General features: G+C 51.9%; 16 protein-coding genes. 3 read left to right on the top strand and 13 right to left on the bottom strand.

The features are described 5' to 3' along the window. Positions 1 to 36: 36 nt before the first annotated feature. The 4 genes from ACN0YN_RS23850 to secA form a co-directional block, all read right to left on the bottom strand. Positions 37 to 978 (bottom strand): hypothetical protein, encoded by a 942-nt coding sequence (locus tag ACN0YN_RS23850; RefSeq protein ID WP_417387539.1) that lies wholly within the window; start codon positions 976 to 978, stop codon positions 37 to 39. 50 nt (positions 979 to 1,028) lie between these two features. Next, on the bottom strand, positions 1,029 to 2,207 hold the full coding sequence (gene metK, locus ACN0YN_RS23845; protein ID WP_417387538.1) for a methionine adenosyltransferase: 1,179 nt from the start codon (positions 2,205 to 2,207) through the stop codon (positions 1,029 to 1,031). A gap of 276 nt (positions 2,208 to 2,483) precedes the next feature. Then, positions 2,484 to 3,827 carry a 3-deoxy-D-manno-octulosonic acid transferase gene (locus ACN0YN_RS23840; RefSeq protein WP_417387537.1) on the bottom strand — a complete coding sequence of 448 codons (1,344 nt, stop codon included), beginning with the start codon at positions 3,825 to 3,827 and terminating at the stop codon, positions 2,484 to 2,486. Between the two features lie 45 nt (positions 3,828 to 3,872). Next, the gene (gene secA / locus ACN0YN_RS23835) at positions 3,873 to 7,421 is read right to left on the bottom strand and encodes a preprotein translocase subunit SecA (RefSeq protein WP_417387536.1); all 3,549 of its coding nucleotides are present in this window, start codon (positions 7,419 to 7,421) and stop codon (positions 3,873 to 3,875) included. A 398-nt stretch (positions 7,422 to 7,819) separates the two neighbouring features. On the opposite strand from secA, the gene ACN0YN_RS23830 reads away from it, so the two are divergent. Then, a complete protein-coding gene (locus ACN0YN_RS23830; protein WP_417387535.1) occupies positions 7,820 to 8,530 on the top strand; it encodes a molybdopterin-dependent oxidoreductase in 711 nt (236 codons plus the stop codon). A gap of 36 nt (positions 8,531 to 8,566) precedes the next feature. Here ACN0YN_RS23830 and ACN0YN_RS23825 read toward each other — a convergent pair whose 3' ends face one another. The 4 genes from ACN0YN_RS23825 to ACN0YN_RS23810 form a co-directional block, all read right to left on the bottom strand. Further along, positions 8,567 to 9,787: a hypothetical protein gene (locus tag ACN0YN_RS23825; RefSeq protein WP_417387534.1), complete on the bottom strand. Its 1,221-nt coding sequence runs from the start codon at positions 9,785 to 9,787 to the stop codon at positions 8,567 to 8,569. A 5-nt stretch (positions 9,788 to 9,792) separates the two neighbouring features. Then, positions 9,793 to 10,872, bottom strand: coding sequence for a hypothetical protein (locus ACN0YN_RS23820; protein WP_417387533.1), 1,080 nt, complete (start codon positions 10,870 to 10,872; stop codon positions 9,793 to 9,795). A 244-nt stretch (positions 10,873 to 11,116) separates the two neighbouring features. After that, positions 11,117 to 11,635 (bottom strand): hypothetical protein, encoded by a 519-nt coding sequence (locus tag ACN0YN_RS23815; protein WP_417387532.1) that lies wholly within the window; start codon positions 11,633 to 11,635, stop codon positions 11,117 to 11,119. A gap of 50 nt (positions 11,636 to 11,685) precedes the next feature. After that, positions 11,686 to 11,898 carry a hypothetical protein gene (locus tag ACN0YN_RS23810; RefSeq protein ID WP_417387531.1) on the bottom strand — a complete coding sequence of 71 codons (213 nt, stop codon included), beginning with the start codon at positions 11,896 to 11,898 and terminating at the stop codon, positions 11,686 to 11,688. A gap of 749 nt (positions 11,899 to 12,647) precedes the next feature. Between ACN0YN_RS23810 and ACN0YN_RS23805 the strand changes: the two genes are divergently transcribed. After that, positions 12,648 to 13,595 (top strand): hypothetical protein, encoded by a 948-nt coding sequence (locus ACN0YN_RS23805; RefSeq protein ID WP_417387530.1) that lies wholly within the window; start codon positions 12,648 to 12,650, stop codon positions 13,593 to 13,595. An 85-nt stretch (positions 13,596 to 13,680) separates the two neighbouring features. Further along, complete coding sequence (locus ACN0YN_RS23800) at positions 13,681 to 14,184, top strand: endonuclease V (protein WP_417387529.1); 504 nt, start codon at positions 13,681 to 13,683, stop codon at positions 14,182 to 14,184. Here the strand turns inward: ACN0YN_RS23800 and pckA are convergent. The 5 genes from pckA to ACN0YN_RS23775 all read right to left on the bottom strand — a co-directional run bounded on the left by pckA (position 14,181) and on the right by ACN0YN_RS23775 (position 20,296). Next, the gene (gene pckA, locus ACN0YN_RS23795) at positions 14,181 to 15,767 is read right to left on the bottom strand and encodes a phosphoenolpyruvate carboxykinase (ATP) (RefSeq protein ID WP_417387528.1); all 1,587 of its coding nucleotides are present in this window, start codon (positions 15,765 to 15,767) and stop codon (positions 14,181 to 14,183) included. The genes ACN0YN_RS23800 and pckA overlap by 4 nt on opposite strands. Before the next feature lie 183 nt (positions 15,768 to 15,950). Beyond that, a complete protein-coding gene (locus ACN0YN_RS23790; protein ID WP_417387527.1) occupies positions 15,951 to 16,952 on the bottom strand; it encodes an NAD-dependent epimerase/dehydratase family protein in 1,002 nt (333 codons plus the stop codon). Beyond that, positions 16,949 to 18,613: a fatty acid CoA ligase family protein gene (locus ACN0YN_RS23785; protein WP_417387526.1), complete on the bottom strand. Its 1,665-nt coding sequence runs from the start codon at positions 18,611 to 18,613 to the stop codon at positions 16,949 to 16,951. The genes ACN0YN_RS23790 and ACN0YN_RS23785 overlap by 4 nt, the downstream gene beginning before the upstream one ends. Positions 18,614 to 18,653: 40 nt before the next feature. Next, on the bottom strand, positions 18,654 to 19,475 hold the full coding sequence (locus ACN0YN_RS23780; RefSeq protein WP_417387525.1) for a formylmethanofuran dehydrogenase subunit C: 822 nt from the start codon (positions 19,473 to 19,475) through the stop codon (positions 18,654 to 18,656). 17 nt (positions 19,476 to 19,492) lie between these two features. Next, complete coding sequence (locus ACN0YN_RS23775; RefSeq protein ID WP_417387524.1) at positions 19,493 to 20,296, bottom strand: hypothetical protein; 804 nt, start codon at positions 20,294 to 20,296, stop codon at positions 19,493 to 19,495. Positions 20,297 to 20,343: the final 47 nt, after the last annotated feature.

Below are 20,343 nucleotides of genomic sequence, written 5' to 3'. Positions count from 1 at the left end.
TCCCAAACTCCCCTGATGATCAAAAGGAAACCAGTTTCAGGCCACATCCTCATTGCACGACTGATTGGTCACCCAATATTGCATGACTGCCTGAAACTCCTGGTCCAGATCAGCAGACCGTTTGACCTCTACACTGACGCCGTAACCCCGCGTTTCCAGCACCCGGGTCCGGACAGATAACCCTGAGTCAAACTCGCAATTGACAGAGAGTTTTCCCTTGAGCGGAGGAGAAATCCCGAGATGCACGACCCGGGTTTTCTGCTGAGGTTCAAACTGCACCAGGATTCCGCCTTCAATGAATTCAAAACCTGCTTCATCAGCATTGCGATTCATCCATTGTGAGCAGCCAGCGTGTTCCTGATCTTCAGAAAGCGATTCCAGATCAGACTGGTTTTCTGCTAATAACGCCTCAAATCGCTGTTCGCGATCTGCATCGATCTCAGCGTGATCTGATGCCTCAAAATCAGCAGCGGCAGACGAAGATTCTACTGGAACGGTCTCAGAAAACTCCTGTTCGTGACTGTTGAACGGCTCCTCTTCAGCACGCTCAACCGCTTCCCGGTCAAGCCATTCCAGCACTCCGGCAAACGCCATGAAATAAGTCAGACAGAAAAACAGGATGCCTATCAGGTTGAGACCATTTTCGGGTAAGACCGCCAGCATACTGGCCAGCACTGGTAAGACAAGCGCCAGTGTGAGGCCGCTCTTTTGACTGCTTGTGAGCTTGAGCATGCGGAATTGACGCAGCAATAACAGATTCCCTGCGACAAGACAGGACATCAGGCTGCCTACGGTCAGCGTGGGGAGATAAGTGTCTTCCACCTGGATCGAACCGACGGCGCGTAAGAGCAGCAGCCCTCCCCCGCCGGCAATGATCACGCCTGTAAAAAACAGAGGGGAAAGCCCTCTCATAAGAGACAGCTTTCCCCGTGTTGATTCACTTTCCAGGCAATAAAGATTCTGCTTGGAGTGTTTCATATTGAGCATCTTCCCTTCTGCTCTGCCAATATCCGAGTCATCGGGATTGCTCAGGACATGGCAAATTGTGTCTCGGGTACTTCGTTCCCCAATCCGGCAGCGTCTCTTAATTCGGCTGCTTTGTCGGTGGCTTCCCAAGTGAAATCGGGATCGTTCCGACCAAAGTGACCGCCCCAGGTTGTCTTTCTGAAGACAGGGCGACGCAGCTGCAGATGGTTAATAATTCCCTGTGGGCTCAGAGGGAAGATTTCTGCAACCAGTTCGGAAATTTTCTCTTCCGGAATCACAGATGACCCTTTGGTATCCACGTAAATGCTGGTTGGTTCCACAACACCAATCGCATAGGAAAGCTGAACTTCGCACTCGGCAGCCAGCCCGGCAGCGACAATGTTCTTGGCAATATAGCGTGCCATGTAAGCAGCAGACCGGTCTACCTTGGTAGAGTCTTTCCCGCTGAATGCACCGCCGCCATGACGACCCCAGCCACCGTAGGTGTCGACGATAATTTTACGTCCGGTCAGTCCGGTATCACCGTGAGGACCACCGATCACAAAACGACCTGTAGGATTGATGTGGTACTTTGTTTTGTCACTCAAGAAGTCGGCGGGAATCACTTCCTTGATGACTTTTTCAATCACAAAACTATGAATTTCTTCCTGCGACACATCTTCTGTGTGCTGGGTGGAAACAACGACTGCTGAAACGCTGACAGGCTTTCCGTCTTCATAATCAACGGTGACCTGGCTTTTGCTGTCGGGCAGCAGCCAGTTGACTTCACCATTCTGGCGAATCTCTGTGAGCTTATTCAAAATCCGGTGTGAGAGGGCAATCGGAACCGGCATGTATTCTTCAGTCTGATTGCAGGCATAGCCAAACATCAGCCCCTGGTCTCCGGCACCTTCTGCATCAACGCCCTGGGCAATATCTGCACTCTGCTGATGCAGTTTTACCAGTACTTCGCAGGTATCGGCATTAAAGCCGATGTCGTTACTGGTGTAACCAATATCGCGGATGACGTCGCGTGCGACTTTTTCATAATCGACTTTGGCATTACTTGTAATTTCACCAGCCAGCACGACAAAGTCCGTGGTACACAGTGTTTCACAAGCAACACGTGAATAAGGATCTTGAGCAAGCAATGCATCCAGAATACCGTCGGAAACCTGATCGGAGACCTTATCCGGATGTCCCATACTGACGGATTCACTTGTGAACGAAAAATTAGCCATGCGTTACTCCACCTAAATACTTTGCCATGATGAGCAAACCCGGATCCAGGTATTTACCTGGAACCTGATCCATTACCTCAAATGATGAAACGACCTGTCTGCAAGGACACTTCTACACTCACTGTGCGTTTCATACAAAAATAATTCTGCCTAATTGTAGAAATCCAGAGTAAAGTCAACAAGAGCTTCTCTCGCTCTGCTTTCCGTTTTAGAAAATGTTTCTGGTATTTTTTACTGTAGAAAAAAGTCTTCTCAGACAGCGAAAAACGGCTTGAATCAGGCAGCTCTGCCTTGCCAGTCTGCCTCTTTCTGTACAATAAATGGTAAGATCAGCGACAGAGTTCGTTTTGTGGCTCCCCGTTGATCTAAAACAAAGCGCTGCGCCCGTATTCCCTGTTCTTCAGCCAGTTGCGGGGCTTTCAGCCATTGAATCAATGTCTCGTGAAATGCAGACTGATCCTGGACAATCGTGACAGCCTGATGCTGCAGCAGGGCGTCGACCACATCCTTGAAATTCCAGGTATTCGGCCCCAGCATCAGGGCAGTCCCGTAGCCGGCTGGTTCGATCATATTTTGTCCACCACGCTTTGTCAGACTTCCCCCGACAAACGCGATATCAGCCAGTCCCCAGCAGGATTTCAATTCTCCCAGTGTATCGAGCAGGCCGATCGCAGGGGTTTGATTCTTCGTAAACGGCAACACAGCTCCTGCTTCTTCCGGCTCCTGCTCGCTGCGGCGAATCAGCGGGAGCCCCTTTCGCTGCACCAGCTCGGCAACTTCCTCGAACCGCTCCTGATGACGGGGTACCAGAATCAGACGCAGCCGCGGAAACCGCTGCCGGGCCGACTGGTAAACCTCTAACGCCATCTCCTCTTCCGGTGACTGCGTACTGCCGGCGATCAGAACCGTATCATCTGAATTCAACCGAAAAATACTCCGTAATTCCGCCGTCAGCGGATTCGTCCGGTCCACCTCGATGCCGTCAAATTTAATCGAGCCGGTCACTGCAATCCGGTCTGCACTGCCTGTCAGCGCCTGAAAGCGTTCCGCGTAGGCTTCGGTCTGAACCGCAATCAATTCCAGACGGTTCAACAGCGGCCCGATCAGCCAGCGCAGCTTTCGGTATCCTCGAAAACTCTTTTCGCTTAACCGACCATTGATAATGGAGACCGGAATTCCCGCTTGATCAGCTGCCAACACGAAATTCGGCCAGAATTCCATCTCCACCAGAATCACCGCTGTCGGCCTGATGCGATGCAGCGCCCGTTTTACTGCCCAGGAAAAATCCAGGGGGAAATAACAGACGGTAAAGTCAGGAAATTTATCTTTTGCCACCGCATACCCGGTATGCGTTGTGGTTGAGATCACGAGTTCGACCTCAGGATGCTGTTGTTTCAGTTCTTCGAGCAGAGGAGGCAGTTGCAACACTTCCCCCACGCTGACAGCATGAAACCAGAGACAAGGCGCATTGCTGGCTCGCTCCGGCAACTGACCCAGAAACTTCTGCGCCAGACCACTTCGATATTTCTTCTGGACCAGTACCCGGTACAGAATGACTGGCGAAGCACAGGCCAGTAACAGACCGTAAACGAGATTCAACAGATAAGCATAGATTTGCACGGGATTCCATTCCCCAACCGGACTTCAATACCGGACTATATTAAGCTACAGATTCTTTCCGCAGCACTTTTTAAATTTCTTCCCGCTGCCACACGGACAGGGATCATTTCGACCAACCTTGGGTTGCTGATTGACAATCGGATCGATTGCCTGCTGAGCAGGTTCCGAGGAATTGGTGTCCCCTTCACTCTCCTCATCGTAATCGTAATCATCGGTGACTTCTTCATGGATCGTATCAGTCACACGCCATAATGAACCGACAAAATCAGGGCTCTGCTTTTCCAGGCGGAAAATGGCGGAAGTGACCTGCTGACCAATGCGGCCCCACATGGCGTCAAAGGCCTTCATCCCTTCACGCCGATATTCGACTTTAGGATCTTTCTGGGCATAACCAACCAGACCAATGCCGGACCGCAAATGATCCATATAATACAGGTGGTCTTTCCAGGAAGTATCCAGGACTTCCAGGATCAGCGAGCGTTCTGCCTGACTGAGTTCAGGGCGATAACGTTTATTGTAAGCCTGATACAGGCGAATTCTCACTTCATCGTCTGAGAGCGGTTCCAGTTCTTCCGTCGTCAGATTCAGTTCCAGCTCCTCGTTGGCCCAGCTGGCAAGTTCTCCCAGAGCGGCTTTATTCTGTACTGAATGACCACCCTGTCCGTGAGAAACTTTCTCGTGGCCTGCATAGGCTTTCGTCAGGTACTGTTCAATCTGCTTAGAGGCTTCGCCGTTGACAAAGACCTTTTCACTTTCCGCAGACAGGATATTCTGAATCTCGTTGATCTGCTTTCCTTTTAAGGCTTCCAGATCGAGGTTGGAGTGAAATCTTGAATTGGCCCACTTCACCAGGCCGACGCGGCTGTTCGCTTCGTTCCCAGGCTGTTGATTACCCAGGAAATTGTACATGCCCACGGTCACCGGGAAGGTGACTTCTTTTTCCCGATACAGCTCTTTGACTTTTTCCAGTACTTTGGCTTTCGCTTCCGGAATACTCAACGACTTGAAATCTTGCGGATCGGCTTCAATCCCGAACTGATAGTTCAGATATCCTGCCAGCGAACGGGAGCCCCACTCTTCATCCAGAAATGACTTCAAGGGGGTGAAATCAATGCGTTCGATGGCTTTCTGAGCCTGTTCAAACAGCGTTTCATGCAACCCGTCGCGACCGATTTTCTTGAGTTCGCGTTCATTCAGATTCAGATTGAAATAAGCGTTCGCCCACTTGGTCAACGCCTGCCAGTTCCAGTCGTCTTCATACTCTTCCGGAAGATTTTCATTGATCTGCTCGGCGATGATATCATCCGCCTGCATGCCGGCTTCGTCTTTCAGATAGCTGACCAGCTGGTCGTAATCCATATCGCGAATATTAGCGGCCTCGACTTCGATATGTGCTTCCTGACCACACCAGGCAGCGATCGTATCCCAGCTGTAATTTTTATCGAGCAGTCGCTCTGTCTCTTCGTCGACCTGTCGTTCGATCATCTCCAGAATCAGATCGCGACAGTTGCAGCCATCCAGAATCCGCTGACGATAGCCGTAAACCGTTTTTCGCTGTTCGTCCATGACTTCGTCATATTCGAGCAGATGTTTACGCTGCTCGAAGTGCGTTTCTTCACGTTTCTTCTGTGCCCCTTCCACACGCTTGGAAACCATTCGGCTTTCGATGGCTTCCCCTTCTTCCATACCCAGGCGAGACAGAATATTTTTCACCCATTCGCCGGCGAAGACCCGCATCAGTTTGTCTTCCAGTGAGAGGAAGAAACGGCTGGAACCGGGGTCTCCCTGTCGTCCCGAACGACCGCGAAGCTGTAAATCGATACGACGGGAATCGTGCCGTTCAGAACCGATCACATGCAGGCCGCCCAGCTGCATGACTTCCTCGGCTTCGACATCCATGCCTTCCCGTTTTTCAATCTCTTTGACCAGTTTGTCCCACTCCACCTTGGGAACCTCAATACGGGACGCGTATTTCTGACTCAACTCTTCCCAAGCCAGATGCTCTGCACTTCCCCCGAGAATAATGTCGGTACCGCGACCGGCCATGTTCGTGGCAATCGTGACGGCGCCTTTACGACCAGCCTGTGCGATGATTTCCGCTTCACGCTCATGATGTTTGGCGTTCAGAACGTTGTGGGGAATGCCGTATTTACTCAGTTTGTGACTGACAATTTCCGACTGTTCGATGGAAACCGTTCCGACCAGAATCGGACGTCCCTCTTTATGAATTTCGCGGACTTCGTCAGCAATGGCAGTCCATTTTTCTTTTTCGGTCTGATAAATCACATCGGGGTGATTGATGCGCTGCATCGGACGGTTAGTGGGAATACTGACCACGTCCAGCTGGTAAATCTTCCAGAACTCTTCTGCTTCCGTCATCGCCGTACCGGTCATCCCGGAGAGCTTGTCGTATAACTTGAAAAAGTTCTGCAGGGTAATGGTCGCCAGAGTCTGAGACTCTTCTTTGATCCGCACCCCTTCTTTCGCTTCCACCGCCTGATGCAGGCCATCGCCCCACTGACGCCCGGGCATCAGTCGTCCGGTGTGATCGTCCACGATAATTACTTCGCCCTGCTGGACAACGTAATTCACATCCCGTTTGTAGAGGTGATGCGCTTTCAGCGAGTTATCGATCAGGTGCGGCCATTCCATGTTGCCGGCGGTATAAAAGCTTTCCACACCGGCCAGCTCTTCCGCGTGCTTGACTCCTGCATCGGTCAGGTGACAGGTATGCTCTTTTTCTTTGACTTCAAAATCGGTGCCTGGAATCAGCTTGAGCGCTACGGAATTGGCTTTGGAATATTTAGTCAGATCATCCTGGGCCGGACCCGAAATAATCAGCGGCGTACGTGCTTCGTCGATCAGAATGTTATCAATTTCGTCCACGACGGCATAATTTAAAGGTCCCTGCACCTGCAGTTCCTTCACCGGCTTCATGTTATCCCGCAGATAATCGAAACCGAACTCATTGTTCGTACCGTAGGTGATATCGCAGGCATAATGCTTCTGGCGTTCTTCCGGTCCCATTTTGGACTGGATCGCACCGACGGTCAGCCCCAGCGCAATATGAATGGGGCCCATCCATTCCATGTCGCGCAGTGCCAGGTAATCGTTCACCGTGACGACGTGCACTTTTCCAACCAGTGCATTCAGATAAGCGGGTAATGACGATACCAGGGTTTTTCCTTCCCCGGTGACCATTTCCGCAATCATACCTTTATGGAGAAAGTAGCCCCCGATCATCTGCACGGGGTAATGTCGCATATTCAGATTGCGGCGTGCCGACTCACGGACGGCTGCAAATGCATAGGTGAGAATATCATCCAGAGTCTCCCCCGCCGCCAGTCGCGCGCGAAGTTTTTCGGTCGTCTGTTTCAGTTCGTCATCGGACAGTTTCATTAATTCCGGTTCAAAACTGTCGATTTCTGCCAGCATGGAACCGGGTACGATCTGATCCTTCCCGTCCTTGTCTCTGACGAAACCCAGTTTGCGAATCTGGCGTTCATTCGATGAACCGAACAATCCGGTCAGGAACCGTTCGAACCATGCCGTTACTGTCGTTAACCATTCACCCAGCTTGTCAAGGAATTCCATTTTTTAACCCGAACTCGAATTCTCGAAAAATTATCTTCTATATTTATTCCGGTCGATCACAATCAGACTGTCATACTGGCAGGAACAAGTAACCGTTCCCTGATGACTGAAGTATTCGCCTTCGCCAGCACATCCTTGCCCGGAATACATTTAATTTCTGTAAGTTCTTCTCTTTCCGAAGTTTATTTATTTTGAAAAATATGGTCAATGGCGGTATTCTGCCCGACCCTGACCTGAACTTCAGAAGATTGGAAGGCTCACTCATACAGAAATGCAACCAATGTGCCAAGTCTGGGGCATTTGTAATATCTTCCTCTGGATAATTTAGCCGAAATTCCTATATTTCAGAGGGGAAGCCGTTCGTTTCTCAGCAACTTAAACCACTGTGGAGCCTACAGATGTATAATAATGTTGATTCCGACAAATATCAGAGTGGTGCTCCCCCGCTTCCACCGGAAAATGATGCCGAAATCATCATCAGTGCCGACACACGTCGGCAGGAGCGGATTCCCGCCGGTCAGTCTCGAACGCGAAAATGGCCGGTACTCCACGCCACCACGGTTCCCGCGGTCAATCTCGACACCTGGAAACTGGAGATTGGCGGCCTGGTAGAGAATCCTCTCACATTCACCTGGGACGAATTCCAGCAGCTCCCGCGGACCCGGGTCTTCGCCGATTTCCATTGCGTCACGCGCTGGTCCCGCCTGGGAAATCTCTGGGAAGGGGTCTCCGCACAGGAGATCATGCGACGCGCCGGCGTTCACCCCGATGCCCGCTACGTGGTTGCGACCGGCTATGATGGCGACTGGACGACCAATCTTCCTCTGAAAGACTTTCAGTCAGACGACGTTCTGCTCTGCGATCTGCACGACGGTCAACCGCTGATACCGGATCACGGGGGCCCGGTACGACTGATCGTGCCTCTGCTGTATGCCTGGAAAAGTGCCAAGTGGCTCAAACGGATCGACTTCCTCGCCAATGATGCGCCAGGCTACTGGGAACGCTGCGGATACCATCACCATGGCGATCCCTGGGTGGTCGATAAAAATAACCCCGACGGTGAACGTTTCGAAGACCCGGATCAGATCCCACCCGGCTTTTATGACTAATCGGGCATTCTGCTCAAATCGAATCTAGAGCGATCACTACTCTGCTGGAGCCAGACAGCGATGCAGCGCCTGGAGTGCGAACGTAGTGGCGATCAGAGGATCGTCTTCCATCATCCAGGGAAGCGGGTTTTCCCAGTGGCCGTCTGCCTGCTGCCGCGCAATGAGTGTCCGCAGAATCTCGTGACAGCGTGCATTCAGATACGAATTTTCCACTCCTCTTTCTTTCAGCTGTTTCCAGACTCGGGTTGTCGCTGCCGCTTCGTAAAAAAAGAGGGCATCCAGCTTCTGATACGCAGGTAAGGACTCTGCAGAGAGCGGGAGCACAGCAAGACGTGCATGCGTTAATTGAGGTAGAACATGAATCGCAGTTTGAACCCTGCGATCGTCAGCGGGCACATCGCAGGCCAGCAGCGCGGAAATTCCATCACAGGTCGCCGAGAGATAAGGGACGCCATACCGCTTCCCGGACGGGCTGCGTTGGGAACCTGCTTTATTCAGAGGATGATCAGACAGGAACGTAAACACAAAACCACCCGCGCCCGCAGCGTCAGCGGGTACCTGACAGTGCTGAAGATAGTCCAATGCCGCAAAACGGCTCTTGAGTGGTAATCTTTGTGCCCCGGAGAGTGCCGCGAGTGCAAAGTAAGTGACAGAGATGTTCGCGGGATTGGCTGCAGCTCCCTGATAGAACGAATCACTGCCCGGCCCCCAGCCCCCCGCCACATCACCTTCCGAGACGCGCCCCGAGTGCATGATTCGCTGTCGGCGTAACAACTCCCGGCTCAGCGCGTCCCGTAGTTCCCGATTAGCAGTGGTTTCCGGCTGAAACTGATTCAGCGTCGCCAACATCAGGCTGATTGAATACAGGGGATAATTTGATTCCGCTTCGACCGACTGCCCGATCTCTCCCTGGTTGATTTTCGATTTGAGAAATAGCAGCCCGCGATTAATCGTTTCCTTTTGTTCGACTCCTGCCGATGTGGGTTCCACCAGCGTGGACATCACCAGCGCACTGGTGGCGACTCTGCTCTCAAGACTGGCGTAAGATTTTGACTGCCAGCCGCCAGAGTGTTCCTGCTGCTGTTCCAGCCAGCGTCTGCCTTTCAGCAGCGCATGGTGCCCCTGCTGCTTTCGAGACTGGAAATGTTCCTGCTCAACCTGGATTTCCGCCGGCGGGTCTTGCGCGATCAGTCGGCCTGGTAAAAGCAGGACGATTCCGAGTATTGGAATCCAGTGGTGAACGCAGTGAGGAAACATCCGACTTACAGATCTGAAGTGGGAAGACTGAAATTAGGGGATAACAAGGTCAGCAGCACGCCAGCCGTACAGAAAGTCCGGTCGGTAATACAATGATGTCCTTTCCAGCTGCCATCCTGGTTTTGAGTTCGTAATACACCGTCGCGCACCTGGGGATACCAGTATATCCAGTGATCTTCCTGTCCCTTCAGCATGCATTCGGTAATAAAATAGAAGGCCAGATATTCTTCTCCCCCGGCGAAACGAAAAATCCGCGGTTCCGTTTTCACGGTCTCCAGAATCGTCTTCACACACTCCTGGAATTCGGGAGTATCGCGGTATCCCATGGAATACAGTACGCGAACTCCTGCCGCCTCTTTATAAAACTGATGCATCCAGTTCCTTCTGTCATCAGGCTGTTCCCGCAAATGTTTCATCAGCGCCTGCCCGACCAGTTGTTCGGAAGCTTCAATCCGCAAACCCGCCGAACTGGCAGCGCGCAGACATTCCCAGCCTAAAATCGTTCCCAGTACGGGAGCCCAGCTGTCGTTTCCCCAGGTGCCATCCTTCCCCTGTGTCAGACAAATATGATGCACCAGCTTGTCCAGGGCAGCGCGAATCGCTTTCTCTTCCCCCGGCGCATCGTAGTAAATCTGACTCAGATAAAGTGTCGCCAGAAACAGATCGGCATTCAGTCCGATCTTTCTCTGCACCAGGGTGATGTTATCTTTCGATCGATTTAACGGGCGCGCTGCGACCAGATCCAGGACCCCATACAAAACCAGTCTGCTCTGCTTCTGATACTTTCCGGCACGCGGCGTACTCCCTTCTGAAAGGAGCACAAGCCCGGTGATTGCAGTACAACTGAGATCCGGCATATGGTATCGGTCCGGCCCCACCGTTCCATCCCTGTGAATGGCCGAGATCAACCAGTCCATCCCCCGTTCGATCGCCTGTCTGGTTTTGGGATCATTTCGAACCGGATTGCCTGCCTGCACCGTGGAAGTCACCAGTCTGAAATCAGAACAGGGCGCCGGAATGAAACTCAGGCAATAAATCAGGGTGCAGACACTTAACAGCTTCTTCGATAAGTATGGACGTTTCATCCGACACAATCCCTTGAACAAAGCAACTCTCAAATCGTTCAAAGGAAAACTACTGCATAAATCAGTCCATTTTCGCACATTATTTTATCGTGCAGAAAACCAGCGGGGAAAGGCTTTCTTATGTTGCATGGAGCTGAAAGAGACGACGCCTGAAATCCTTGAGTAGATTTCACCGACCGTGATGTCGAAAAATACGACAGACGCATTGGGAAGGGACCACTGTGAAATGCAATTCCAGAGAGCGCTATTCGTCATTGACGACGCGGTCTCGATAATCGCTCCAGTCACCAAATCCGCCACTTAAAATCTGCAGGAGTTCTGCGGGGGAAGAGACGACAACGGTATCGGACCACCGGGAAAGCACGCGTTCGGCATTTTCAGCGGAGGTCACCAGCGGTCTCATCTCATCCATGGCGGGCAGGATCACCAGATTCCCCTGGTCTGCCACTGCAAACAAAAATGAGACAATGTTCGTCGTTAAGGATCGGAGTGCCGCCATCCCTCCATTGAAATCAGGATTGTCTGCCAGTCCACTAAAAAATAATTCAATCCCCGTCCCATCCTCAAATTCGATCAGATAACAGCCAAAATCATCCGGTTCCGCAGCCCCCTGTTGTGCAAACAGTTCCTGCAGCCTGCTCCGCTCTTCCGCATTAATACGTTCCCCCACCGGTTTTTGAACTGTCTCCCCGGTAAAGGGATTTACTGCTTCTTCCGTTTTATCACTGATGTGAGCAGTTTGAAAAAAGACATCGAAGCTCATGTCTGACTCTTTCTAAAATCGGGATTGATCGGAATCTCAGTAAATCCGGCTCACGGATCATACAGAATGATTGAAGCCAACTGCAACCAGGAAAACGGAGTCCTGGCACTCCGCCCTGCCTGCACTCGACTGTGTCCCGTTTTACTGTAGCGTCTCCAGAACCATTTGGACGGAGTATAACGGAGTATATTAGATTGACAGACACTATGGTTAAATGTGATGCGCACCAGTTCCGGATTTCCATCTGAGGCAATCGGATGCATTTCGATACACTGCTTCCTGGTTAGCATTGAGAAATGGTCTCACCCTTCCCAGTCGTGAATGTAGTCTGCAGCAACTGGCACGATCAGCCTGCAACAGGTAACGAGGTCGGCAGGTCTTTTCTCCACGAATTTGATGATTGTTATTGTTGAGGAGATCGATTCTATGGAGAGTCATACAGGCGTCAACAGGGATCTGAATAAAAGCAGGTGGCGATACAGGTTGATACCGGGGCGACCTGCTGCGATGCCAAGGGCATTCCGTGCCGACGATGTGCGAAGTGCGGCGACCCGCAGGCATACACGAAACACTGATGAAATTATTGGCAGTGAAAATGTGGAAAAAAACAGCTCAAACAGAGTGAACTCCCGGAACAAGTGGTGCGTGTTTCGGTGATCGGAAAACTGAGCACGCGCGCGACCCGAAACAACGCTTATCTCCAGCGGCGCGCCGGAGTCAAGTGCAGTCCGGGCAGTAGTGGTGATTCGTTTTCACCTCTGAAGGTTTTAGCATAGGCACTTTGAAGGCGCTGGCTATAATGAAACTCTCAATGCAGGTCGGATCTATTATCCTGAATGGTTCGAATTCCCTGACAGTTGCCTGGTGTCTGCGACAACCCCGAATTGCATTCGGGGCTACCCGGTTCCTCACAGAAACTGTTCGTCGGATAGATCCTGTGAACTTATATTTGATAAACAGACCAGGTCACCTTGGTCTCTGAGAAAAAACGCGATTCTGAGAAAGTTCATCCATGTTGATTCCATTGCATTCCATTCGTTTCTGTTCTCTCAGTTTCCTGATCGTGTTCTCGTCCTGTTTCAATCCCTGTCAGGCTGCTCCTGACGGCAATGCGATCATCCGAGGTAAAGCAGGTCATTCAGAAATCGTGATCACCACCACCAATCGTCTGGCAGGCGCGATTCATTCTCTGACCTGGAACGGCAGGGAATTCATTGACAGTTTTGATCATGGCAGACAACTGCAGTCCGCGGCCAGCTTTGACTGTGGAAGACCGGGAGCATTCTGGGCGGAATGCTTTAACCCGACTGAAGCGGGCTCGCGTTCGGATGGCGCGGGAGCCACTTCAACCAGCAGACTCCTGCGTCTCCAGGCACGCGGAAATGAATTAAGTACAAAAACTCAGATGGCGTACTGGCTGGCGCCCGGACAGAAATCCGCCGGCAGGCCGGCTCTTAATACCAGTGTTCTTTCCGATCATCAGATTAGTAAACAGGTTCGCATCGGCTATCAGGACCTGAATCAGGTGCTCGATTATCGCGTCACGTTCACGATCCCGAAAGGAGAGCGGCATAACTATGCCCAGTTTGAGGCACTGACGGGCTACATGCCTGCGGAGTTTGAACAGTTCTGGAAACTGAATCCGCAAACAGGCCAGCTGCAGCCTCTGGACGACGGGCCGGGCGAACAGAAAGACCCGGTAATCCTCAGTACAAAGGACGGCGCGTATGCCATGGGAGTCTTTTCTCCCGATCAACCCTCCCCCGGCTTTGAACAGGCGGGCTACGGTCGGTTTCGCTTCCCGGCTGCGAAAGTAGTGAAATGGAACTGTGTCTTTCGCGTCAGGAATCCGGAAGGAGTGGCCGCCGGCGATTATTCGTTCCAGATGCTCGTCGCCATCGGTACGCGGGATGATGTGAAGCAGAATCTGCTCACACTGATGAAATTAAAAGCAGATTAACCGATTGCGGTCACGCTGAGAAACCAGCTTTTTAAAACGATGCTACAGTTAAAATTATCTTATTAATCAGAGGAGAATCGGAAAATTGCATCTGGCCATGGACGTGCATTACCGCGATGACAACTCTGCCTGCGTCGCGGGGATTTTATTTCGCGAATGGAATTCAGAAGCGGAAGAATCGACTCTGGTCTGTCAGATCGACCAGGTGGCGGAGTACGAACCCGGAAACTTTTATAAAAGAGAACTCCCCTGCCTGCAGACACTGCTGGCAACAGTTACCTGTCCCTTACAAACAATCATCATTGACGGTTTTGTCACTCTGGGAGCCACCGGGCGGCCCGGTCTCGGCTCCCATCTGTATGAACAACTGACCGAAAAAACCCACGTCATCGGTGTCGCCAAAAACAAATTTGTCGACACGAGTGATGAAACCAGAATCTATCGCGGCAACAGCGGAAACCCACTCTACATCACAGCCAGGGGATTACCATTGGAAACCGCCAGACAACGAATTATGTCGATGCATGGTGATTTCCGAATCCCGACTCTTCTGAGAAAAGTTGACCAGCTCTGTCGAGCGGGTGGTTAAATCCGGGGCGCTGCAGCCAGAACTTCTTCTGAAACGCCAGAAGCATATTTCATAAAGTTGTCGTTGAAAGCGGTCGCCAGTTTGACCGCAGTTGCTTTGTATGCAGCATGATCGGCCCAGGAAGAATGCGGAACGAGAATATGATCATCCACGCCGGGACATTTCGTAATGGTGGCGGTTCCAAAGATCGGATCGACTTCGGTCGGGGCATGAATCAGAGTACCGGAATGAATGGCATCGATAATCGCCCGCGTGTCTTTCAGGCTGATGCGTTTCCCTGCGCCATAAGCACCACCATTCCAGCCGGTATTGACCAGCCAGACGTTGGCGTTGTACTTCCGGATTTTCTCAGCCAGCAGGTCGGCGTATTTCCCCGGATGCCAGACCAGGAACGGCCCGCCAAAACAGGGAGAAAAGGTGGCTTCCGGCTCATCGACACCCATTTCGGTTCCAGCAACTTTCGCCGTGTAACCGCTGATAAAGTGATACATGGCCTGTTCGGGGGTCAGACGACTGACCGGAGGCAGAACGCCAAACGCATCACAGGTCAGAAAGATCACATCGTTGGGATGATCTGCCAGGCAGGGAATCTGAGCACTGGGCATGAATTCAATCGGGTACGCGCCGCGGGTATTCTGAGTGAAACTGGTATCATCGAAATCGACATGATGCCGGGCTTCATCGTAAACCACATTTTCCAGAACGGCTCCGTAACGCAGAGCCTGGAAGATTTCCGGCTCGTTTTCCCGCGAGAGATAAATGGCCTTGGCGTAACAGCCCCCTTCGATATTGAAAATTCCATTATCGGTCCAGCAGTGCTCGTCATCACCAATCAGGAAACGTTTGGGATCTGCAGAGAGCGTGGTTTTCCCCGTTCCGGAGAGACCAAACAAGACGGAGGAGCGACCTGTCTGGCGATCCGCGGTCGCAGAACAGTGCATCGACAGGATTCCCCGTTTCGGCATCAGGTAGTTCATGACCGTGAAGATGCCTTTCTTCATTTCGCCCGCGTATTCGGTTCCCAGGATCACGATCTCACCATCTTCGATGCTGAGGTCGACGCTGGTTTTGGAAGTCATGCCGGTGGTGAATCGATTCGCAGGAAAAGTACCCGCGTTGTAAATCACATAATCCGGCTTGCCGAAGTTTTCGAGTTGCTCTTCGGTCGGTCGAATCAGCATGTTATGCATGAACAGTGCATGATAAGGACGCGAACAGATCACCCGTACTTTAATCTGATATTCAGGATCCCAGCCGGCAAAAGCGTCAATCACATACAGGTGCGGGCAGATATTCAGATAATCGGTGGCCCGTTCCCGGTTACAGAAGAACGCATGCTGCTCGAGGGGATAATTCACATCACCCCACCAGATATCATCAGCAGAATTTTTATGTTTGACGACCCGTTTATCTTTGGGAGAGCGGCCTGTCTTCTCACCGGAGTAGGCAATCAATGCACCGGTATCCGAAATCGAAGCACCTGGTTCATAGCGAATGGCTTCTTCGTACAACATAGATGGATCCGGATTGCGCATCACCCAGTTCACATTGATTCCATGCTCTGTCAGATCGAACGACTCCATTTTCTACTCCATTCACTTGATTTGAATTTGAAGACCTTACTGATCCCCTGTTTCAGCAGGATCGCAAGCAGCCTTTTCGCACCATTGTTTGTCGCAAGTTTAATCTCTCTCCGGAGTTTCACCAAGAGAGATTCGCACCTTTGTATCCAATTACCTGCAGGATTCAGTCGGACTCTGACAGAACTACTGTGCAGCCAGTCGCTGCAGTTCAGGCTTCATCCGCCGCATCGCTTCTTCAAAACTGACAGGAGGCTGATACCCGAAATCAAGTCGCGCGCGACTGATATCATAATAATGAGAACTGCTGAGTTGAGAAGCCAGAAAGCGGGTCATCGGCGGTTCGCCTGGCAGATGCAGAACACGGAAGATGACCTCCAGAACGCTGCCGATTCGTTTCGCCGCTTTCGTGGAGATCTGTTTTTTGACAGGCTGCAGCCCCGCATCAACGAGCAGTTGATTGATCCATTCCCACATCATGACAGGCTCGGGTTCATTAATAAAATACGCCTGACCGCCGACAGGAGAATCGGGAAAGAGTCGCGCGGCGGCTTGCAGATGGGCCGCCGCCGCATTCTCTACGTAGCTCATCGAAATCAGATTGGTCCCTTGCCCGACCTGCCGCAGGCGACCAGATCTGGCACGCTGAATCAGTCTCGGGATCAGATGGTTATCGCGAGGCCCCCAGATCAGATGTGGCCTGAGAGCAACCGTAGCCAGTCCGTTTTCACCGTTGGCTTCCAGCACGGCACGCTCGGCCAGCATTTTGGTATGCGGGTAGTGACAGAGATAATGCTCGCTGTACGGCAGGGCTTCGGTGGCATTTTCATGAGCAGAACCGTCATAGACAACACTGGGGGAGCTGGTATAGACCAGTCGCGTCACGCCCTGCGACTTGCAGGATTCAATGACGTTCAGAGTCCCTTGAGTATTGATGCTGTAAAAATAATCCCAGGGCCCCCAGATGCCGGAAACAGCGGCGGTATGATAAACAGTATCGATTCCCACGCAGGCCTGCTTGACAATCGCTGCGTCTCGAATGTCTCCCTGAACGGTTTCCACGCCCAGCTCTTTCAGCCGCTGGTATTCACCACGACAGAGCACGCGCACCGTTTCGCCGGCCGCCACCAGTTGCTCGACAATATACAATCCAAGGAAGCCCCCTCCCCCGGTCACCAGCGTATTCATTTGACCTGCTTCTCTGCCCAGGGAGTTAATTTCTCACGAAAGATTTTGACATTATGACGGATATCAACTGGCAACGAATGATGAAACAGGATTGTCTCGATCGATTCGGTTAACGCGTTCGCTTTTCCTAATTCCAGCAGTTCCTGTGTGAAGCGATCCCGGTCAGCCTGGTTTTCGGGAAAGTCCCCCTGCTCCGGCTCGACGATGATGACCGGTTTCTGATTTGGTTTTGAACCGACCCCGACCAGCGCACTGCGATAGACACGAGGATGCTGGTTGAAAATCGCTTCACAACAGATTGTGAACATGGCCCCCCGACTGGTTTCCAGCATGTGTGCCTTGCGTCCGCAGAACCAGAGTTTTCCTTCCGCATCCCGATAACCGACATCACCCATTCGATGCCAGAACCGATCGCCGTCTGGGATTTTCGCCAGCTGTGTTGCTTCCGGTCGTTTGAAATATTCACGGGTCGCCATCGGGCCCTGCACGATGATTTCGCCAATCTCTCCAGCAGGCATCTCAACCGCCTGCTCAATCGTTTTGATGGGTTCGTTATGAATCTGAATGATTCTCACCTGGACTCCAGGAAACGGCGTTCCGACACAGGTGCCAGCTCCGGACTGGGTCTGTTCCGATGTTTTTTCCAGCACATCGCGACCGCAGATCGAAGCCACCGGCAACGATTCTGTTGCCCCGTAAGGGGTATTGATGTCTGTTTCGGAATTCGTAAATGTCTGCCGCATCCGCTGAATCACATGCACGGGAACCGGAGCTCCTGCAGACAACACACGATTGAGAGAAGGGAGTTGAATCTGATGCTGTTCACAGTAGCGGCCAATCCGATTCCACATGGCGGGTGAACCGAAAGCCTGGGTGACTCCCTGGTCGTTAATCTGCCGGATAATTTTCTTGGGATCGACTTGTGCCGGCCTGGTGGGATCCATGTCAGGCACGACCGTCGTGACTCCCATCGCCGAATTGAACAATGCAAACAACGGGAACCCCGGCAGATCCACTTCACCAGGTTGAATCTGGTAATAGTCACGGAGCAGATCCACCTGCGACCAGAACATGCCATGCTCGTAAGCAACACCTTTGGGCGGACCGGTGCTGCCACTGGTAAAGATCACAGCAGCCGGATCGGTGGCGGTTCGCTGGACCATTTCGAAAGGCTCCCATTCTCCTCCCAGCAGCCACTTATAATCGATCCCGGAAGTCAGCACCGGGTCGCCGACAGTCACATTCAGACGAGCTTTGGGAAAAGTACGGTGTTTCAGTTTACGGATCAACTGCGCCAGCGGGATCGCGACGAAACCTTCAGGTTCGACTTCCGCCAGACAGCGCATGATATTTTTTCGGCCCATGCCCGGATCAATCAGAATGATGACCGCACCCGCTTTGAATAAAGCAAAGGTCAACGCGATAAATTCCAGACTGGGGCGTACCATCAAAGCCATACGGGTACCAGGCTGCACCCCGAGTCGAATCAACCCCCGCGCCAGTCGGTCGCTTTCCTGGTCCAGCTGCTGAAAAGTGAGACTGCTGTAGGTATAACGTCCCTGCCTGTCCCGACCTGCAGGAAAGACCACCGCCTTTTGAAATGGCCAGGCTTGTGCGGACTGTTTTAAACGGTCGGCGATATTACGTTGTGAAGTAGACATGATCAGAAGGAACGCAGACTGTCAAAAGAGTGGAAACTTTTCACTGGCGGACCAGAACTTCTCCCTTGCCAAGTGTCAGAAAGTCTCCACAGTATCGGCGATATTCCGCGTTCAGACAATCTTCCGGAACCGGAAATCCAACGGAACTTAATTCGCGTAAGAAGAAGGACAACCAGTCGGGTCGATACTGGCAGGAATATTTGAACGTCGGAAGTAATTCAGGTTCTGTGGAGGCATTCAATGCTGCAATTGTTCCCCGACGCATGCCGGCACCGGGACAGGCACCAATTTTTCCAAATGAAAATATGGAACCGGCGATCATATCAAACCCGGCTGCATCACCAAGATCGCCTCCCACGACAATCGTGCCCCGCCGCATACGATGACCGGCTTCTCTGCCGGCGTTACCACGAATCAGGATTGTCCCGCCATTCATGCCCCGTTTGCTGCCCGGCCAGGCAGCTCCGACCAGATCACCGGCGTTTCCCGCGACATGGATTTCACCACCTCGCATTCCTGTGGCCATATGATCCGCAACGTCGCCCTGCACCTGAATCTGCCCCCCGGACATCTCTCTGCCCAGATGCATGCCCGCATTCCCTTCAATGCGAATGAAACCTGAATTCAGACCGGCTCCGATGGCTTTCACTCGGGAACAATCCCCCACCCAGACCATCAGATCGTCTTCAGCGGAAGAATATTTTATATCGAAGAAGTCAGCGACAGCAGCGCGTCGATTCCCCTGGAGGACTGGCAGTGCACGTACCTCATCTGCCGACAGTCGCTGGACCGCTGCATGATTGACTGAATCAACTTCAATCGGGATCGTGAGCGCATGCTTGAGAGTAAAAGTGAAGGCCATGCGGTGGAAATTCTATATCAACCTGTTCGAGAGGTTTTCCCCATATTGATGAGACCTTCAATGAATCCGCGTGCAGCAAGATAATCGTTAGGCAGCATCGTCTTAATCTGGCCACGCAGAATGTTCTTCATCTTCGTCGCTTCGTCATTGATCTCCTGCGACAGGCTGGAGGTAATGCCGGTGGAGTTCTTCAAGGAATAAAGTTCCTGAAGTTTTTCACGCGATTCGGCATATTCCGGTCCCATCAGAGATTCAGGCCAGGAGATTTCACCCGTCGCTGGATTCAGCTGACTGGCGTTTAAAGTCTCGTTATCCTGCGAACTGGATGCATTGTAGTAAGGGCTCAAACCGGATTCCTTCAGCTTGAGATTTTTTTCCTTCTGTGCATCGATCGCGTCCTGTTTCTGCTGAGCAAGTTCTTTATCAATTTCAGCCTGCAGATGAATCGCCTCGCGTTGTGCTTTTTGGCGTTCAACATAAGTTTCGGCAAGCTTCTTCTGGTTGTCGATGTATTTGCTGTTGGCTTCCTGATAATTGATCATGGCTTTGGAGCGATCGACCTGGGCCTGCCCCTGAGCGCGAATCAGAGAAGAGCCATCATTATAGTATCCGCCATAGTAACCTGGATAATATCCACCATAGTAGCCACCACCATAAATTCCCCGGTAACCATAAAATGCAGTGGGGCTGTAACCGCCACCAAAATTATAGACCGTTTGTCTCGGGAAGAAGGGACCAGCCGCCTGAACCATGTTGCTGGCTGACAACAAAGTCATTAAACATAAACCGGACAGGGTCATCTTGCGTATCACTGGTTTCATCTCATACCCCTGAGCATAATTGGTCGTGGACCTGATCCTGACGCGAA

This window comes from Gimesia sp. (assembly GCF_048260065.1).
GTDB lineage: Bacteria > Planctomycetota > Planctomycetia > Planctomycetales > Planctomycetaceae > Gimesia.
The sequence above is the reverse complement of the archived record's forward strand: the minus strand, read 5'-3'. Positions and strand labels throughout refer to the sequence as shown.

Bases quoted from the DNA above. Each gene is read 5' to 3' on its own strand.
- ACN0YN_RS23850 (WP_417387539.1), bottom strand. From the start codon at position 978: ATGAAACACTCCAAGCAGAATCTTTATTGCCTGGAAAGTGAATCAACA.
- metK (WP_417387538.1), bottom strand. From the start codon at position 2,207: ATGGCTAATTTTTCGTTCACAAGTGAATCCGTCAGTATGGGACATCCG.
- secA (WP_417387536.1), bottom strand. From the start codon at position 7,421: ATGGAATTCCTTGACAAGCTGGGTGAATGGTTAACGACAGTAACGGCA.
- ACN0YN_RS23830 (WP_417387535.1), top strand. From the start codon at position 7,820: ATGTATAATAATGTTGATTCCGACAAATATCAGAGTGGTGCTCCCCCG.
- ACN0YN_RS23825 (WP_417387534.1), bottom strand. From the start codon at position 9,787: ATGTTTCCTCACTGCGTTCACCACTGGATTCCAATACTCGGAATCGTC.
- ACN0YN_RS23820 (WP_417387533.1), bottom strand. From the start codon at position 10,872: ATGAAACGTCCATACTTATCGAAGAAGCTGTTAAGTGTCTGCACCCTG.
- ACN0YN_RS23815 (WP_417387532.1), bottom strand. From the start codon at position 11,635: ATGAGCTTCGATGTCTTTTTTCAAACTGCTCACATCAGTGATAAAACG.
- ACN0YN_RS23810 (WP_417387531.1), bottom strand. From the start codon at position 11,898: ATGCATCCGATTGCCTCAGATGGAAATCCGGAACTGGTGCGCATCACA.
- ACN0YN_RS23805 (WP_417387530.1), top strand. From the start codon at position 12,648: ATGTTGATTCCATTGCATTCCATTCGTTTCTGTTCTCTCAGTTTCCTG.
- pckA (WP_417387528.1), bottom strand. From the start codon at position 15,767: ATGGAGTCGTTCGATCTGACAGAGCATGGAATCAATGTGAACTGGGTG.
- ACN0YN_RS23790 (WP_417387527.1), bottom strand. From the start codon at position 16,952: ATGAATACGCTGGTGACCGGGGGAGGGGGCTTCCTTGGATTGTATATT.
- ACN0YN_RS23785 (WP_417387526.1), bottom strand. From the start codon at position 18,613: ATGTCTACTTCACAACGTAATATCGCCGACCGTTTAAAACAGTCCGCA.
- ACN0YN_RS23780 (WP_417387525.1), bottom strand. From the start codon at position 19,475: ATGGCCTTCACTTTTACTCTCAAGCATGCGCTCACGATCCCGATTGAA.
- ACN0YN_RS23775 (WP_417387524.1), bottom strand. From the start codon at position 20,296: ATGAAACCAGTGATACGCAAGATGACCCTGTCCGGTTTATGTTTAATG.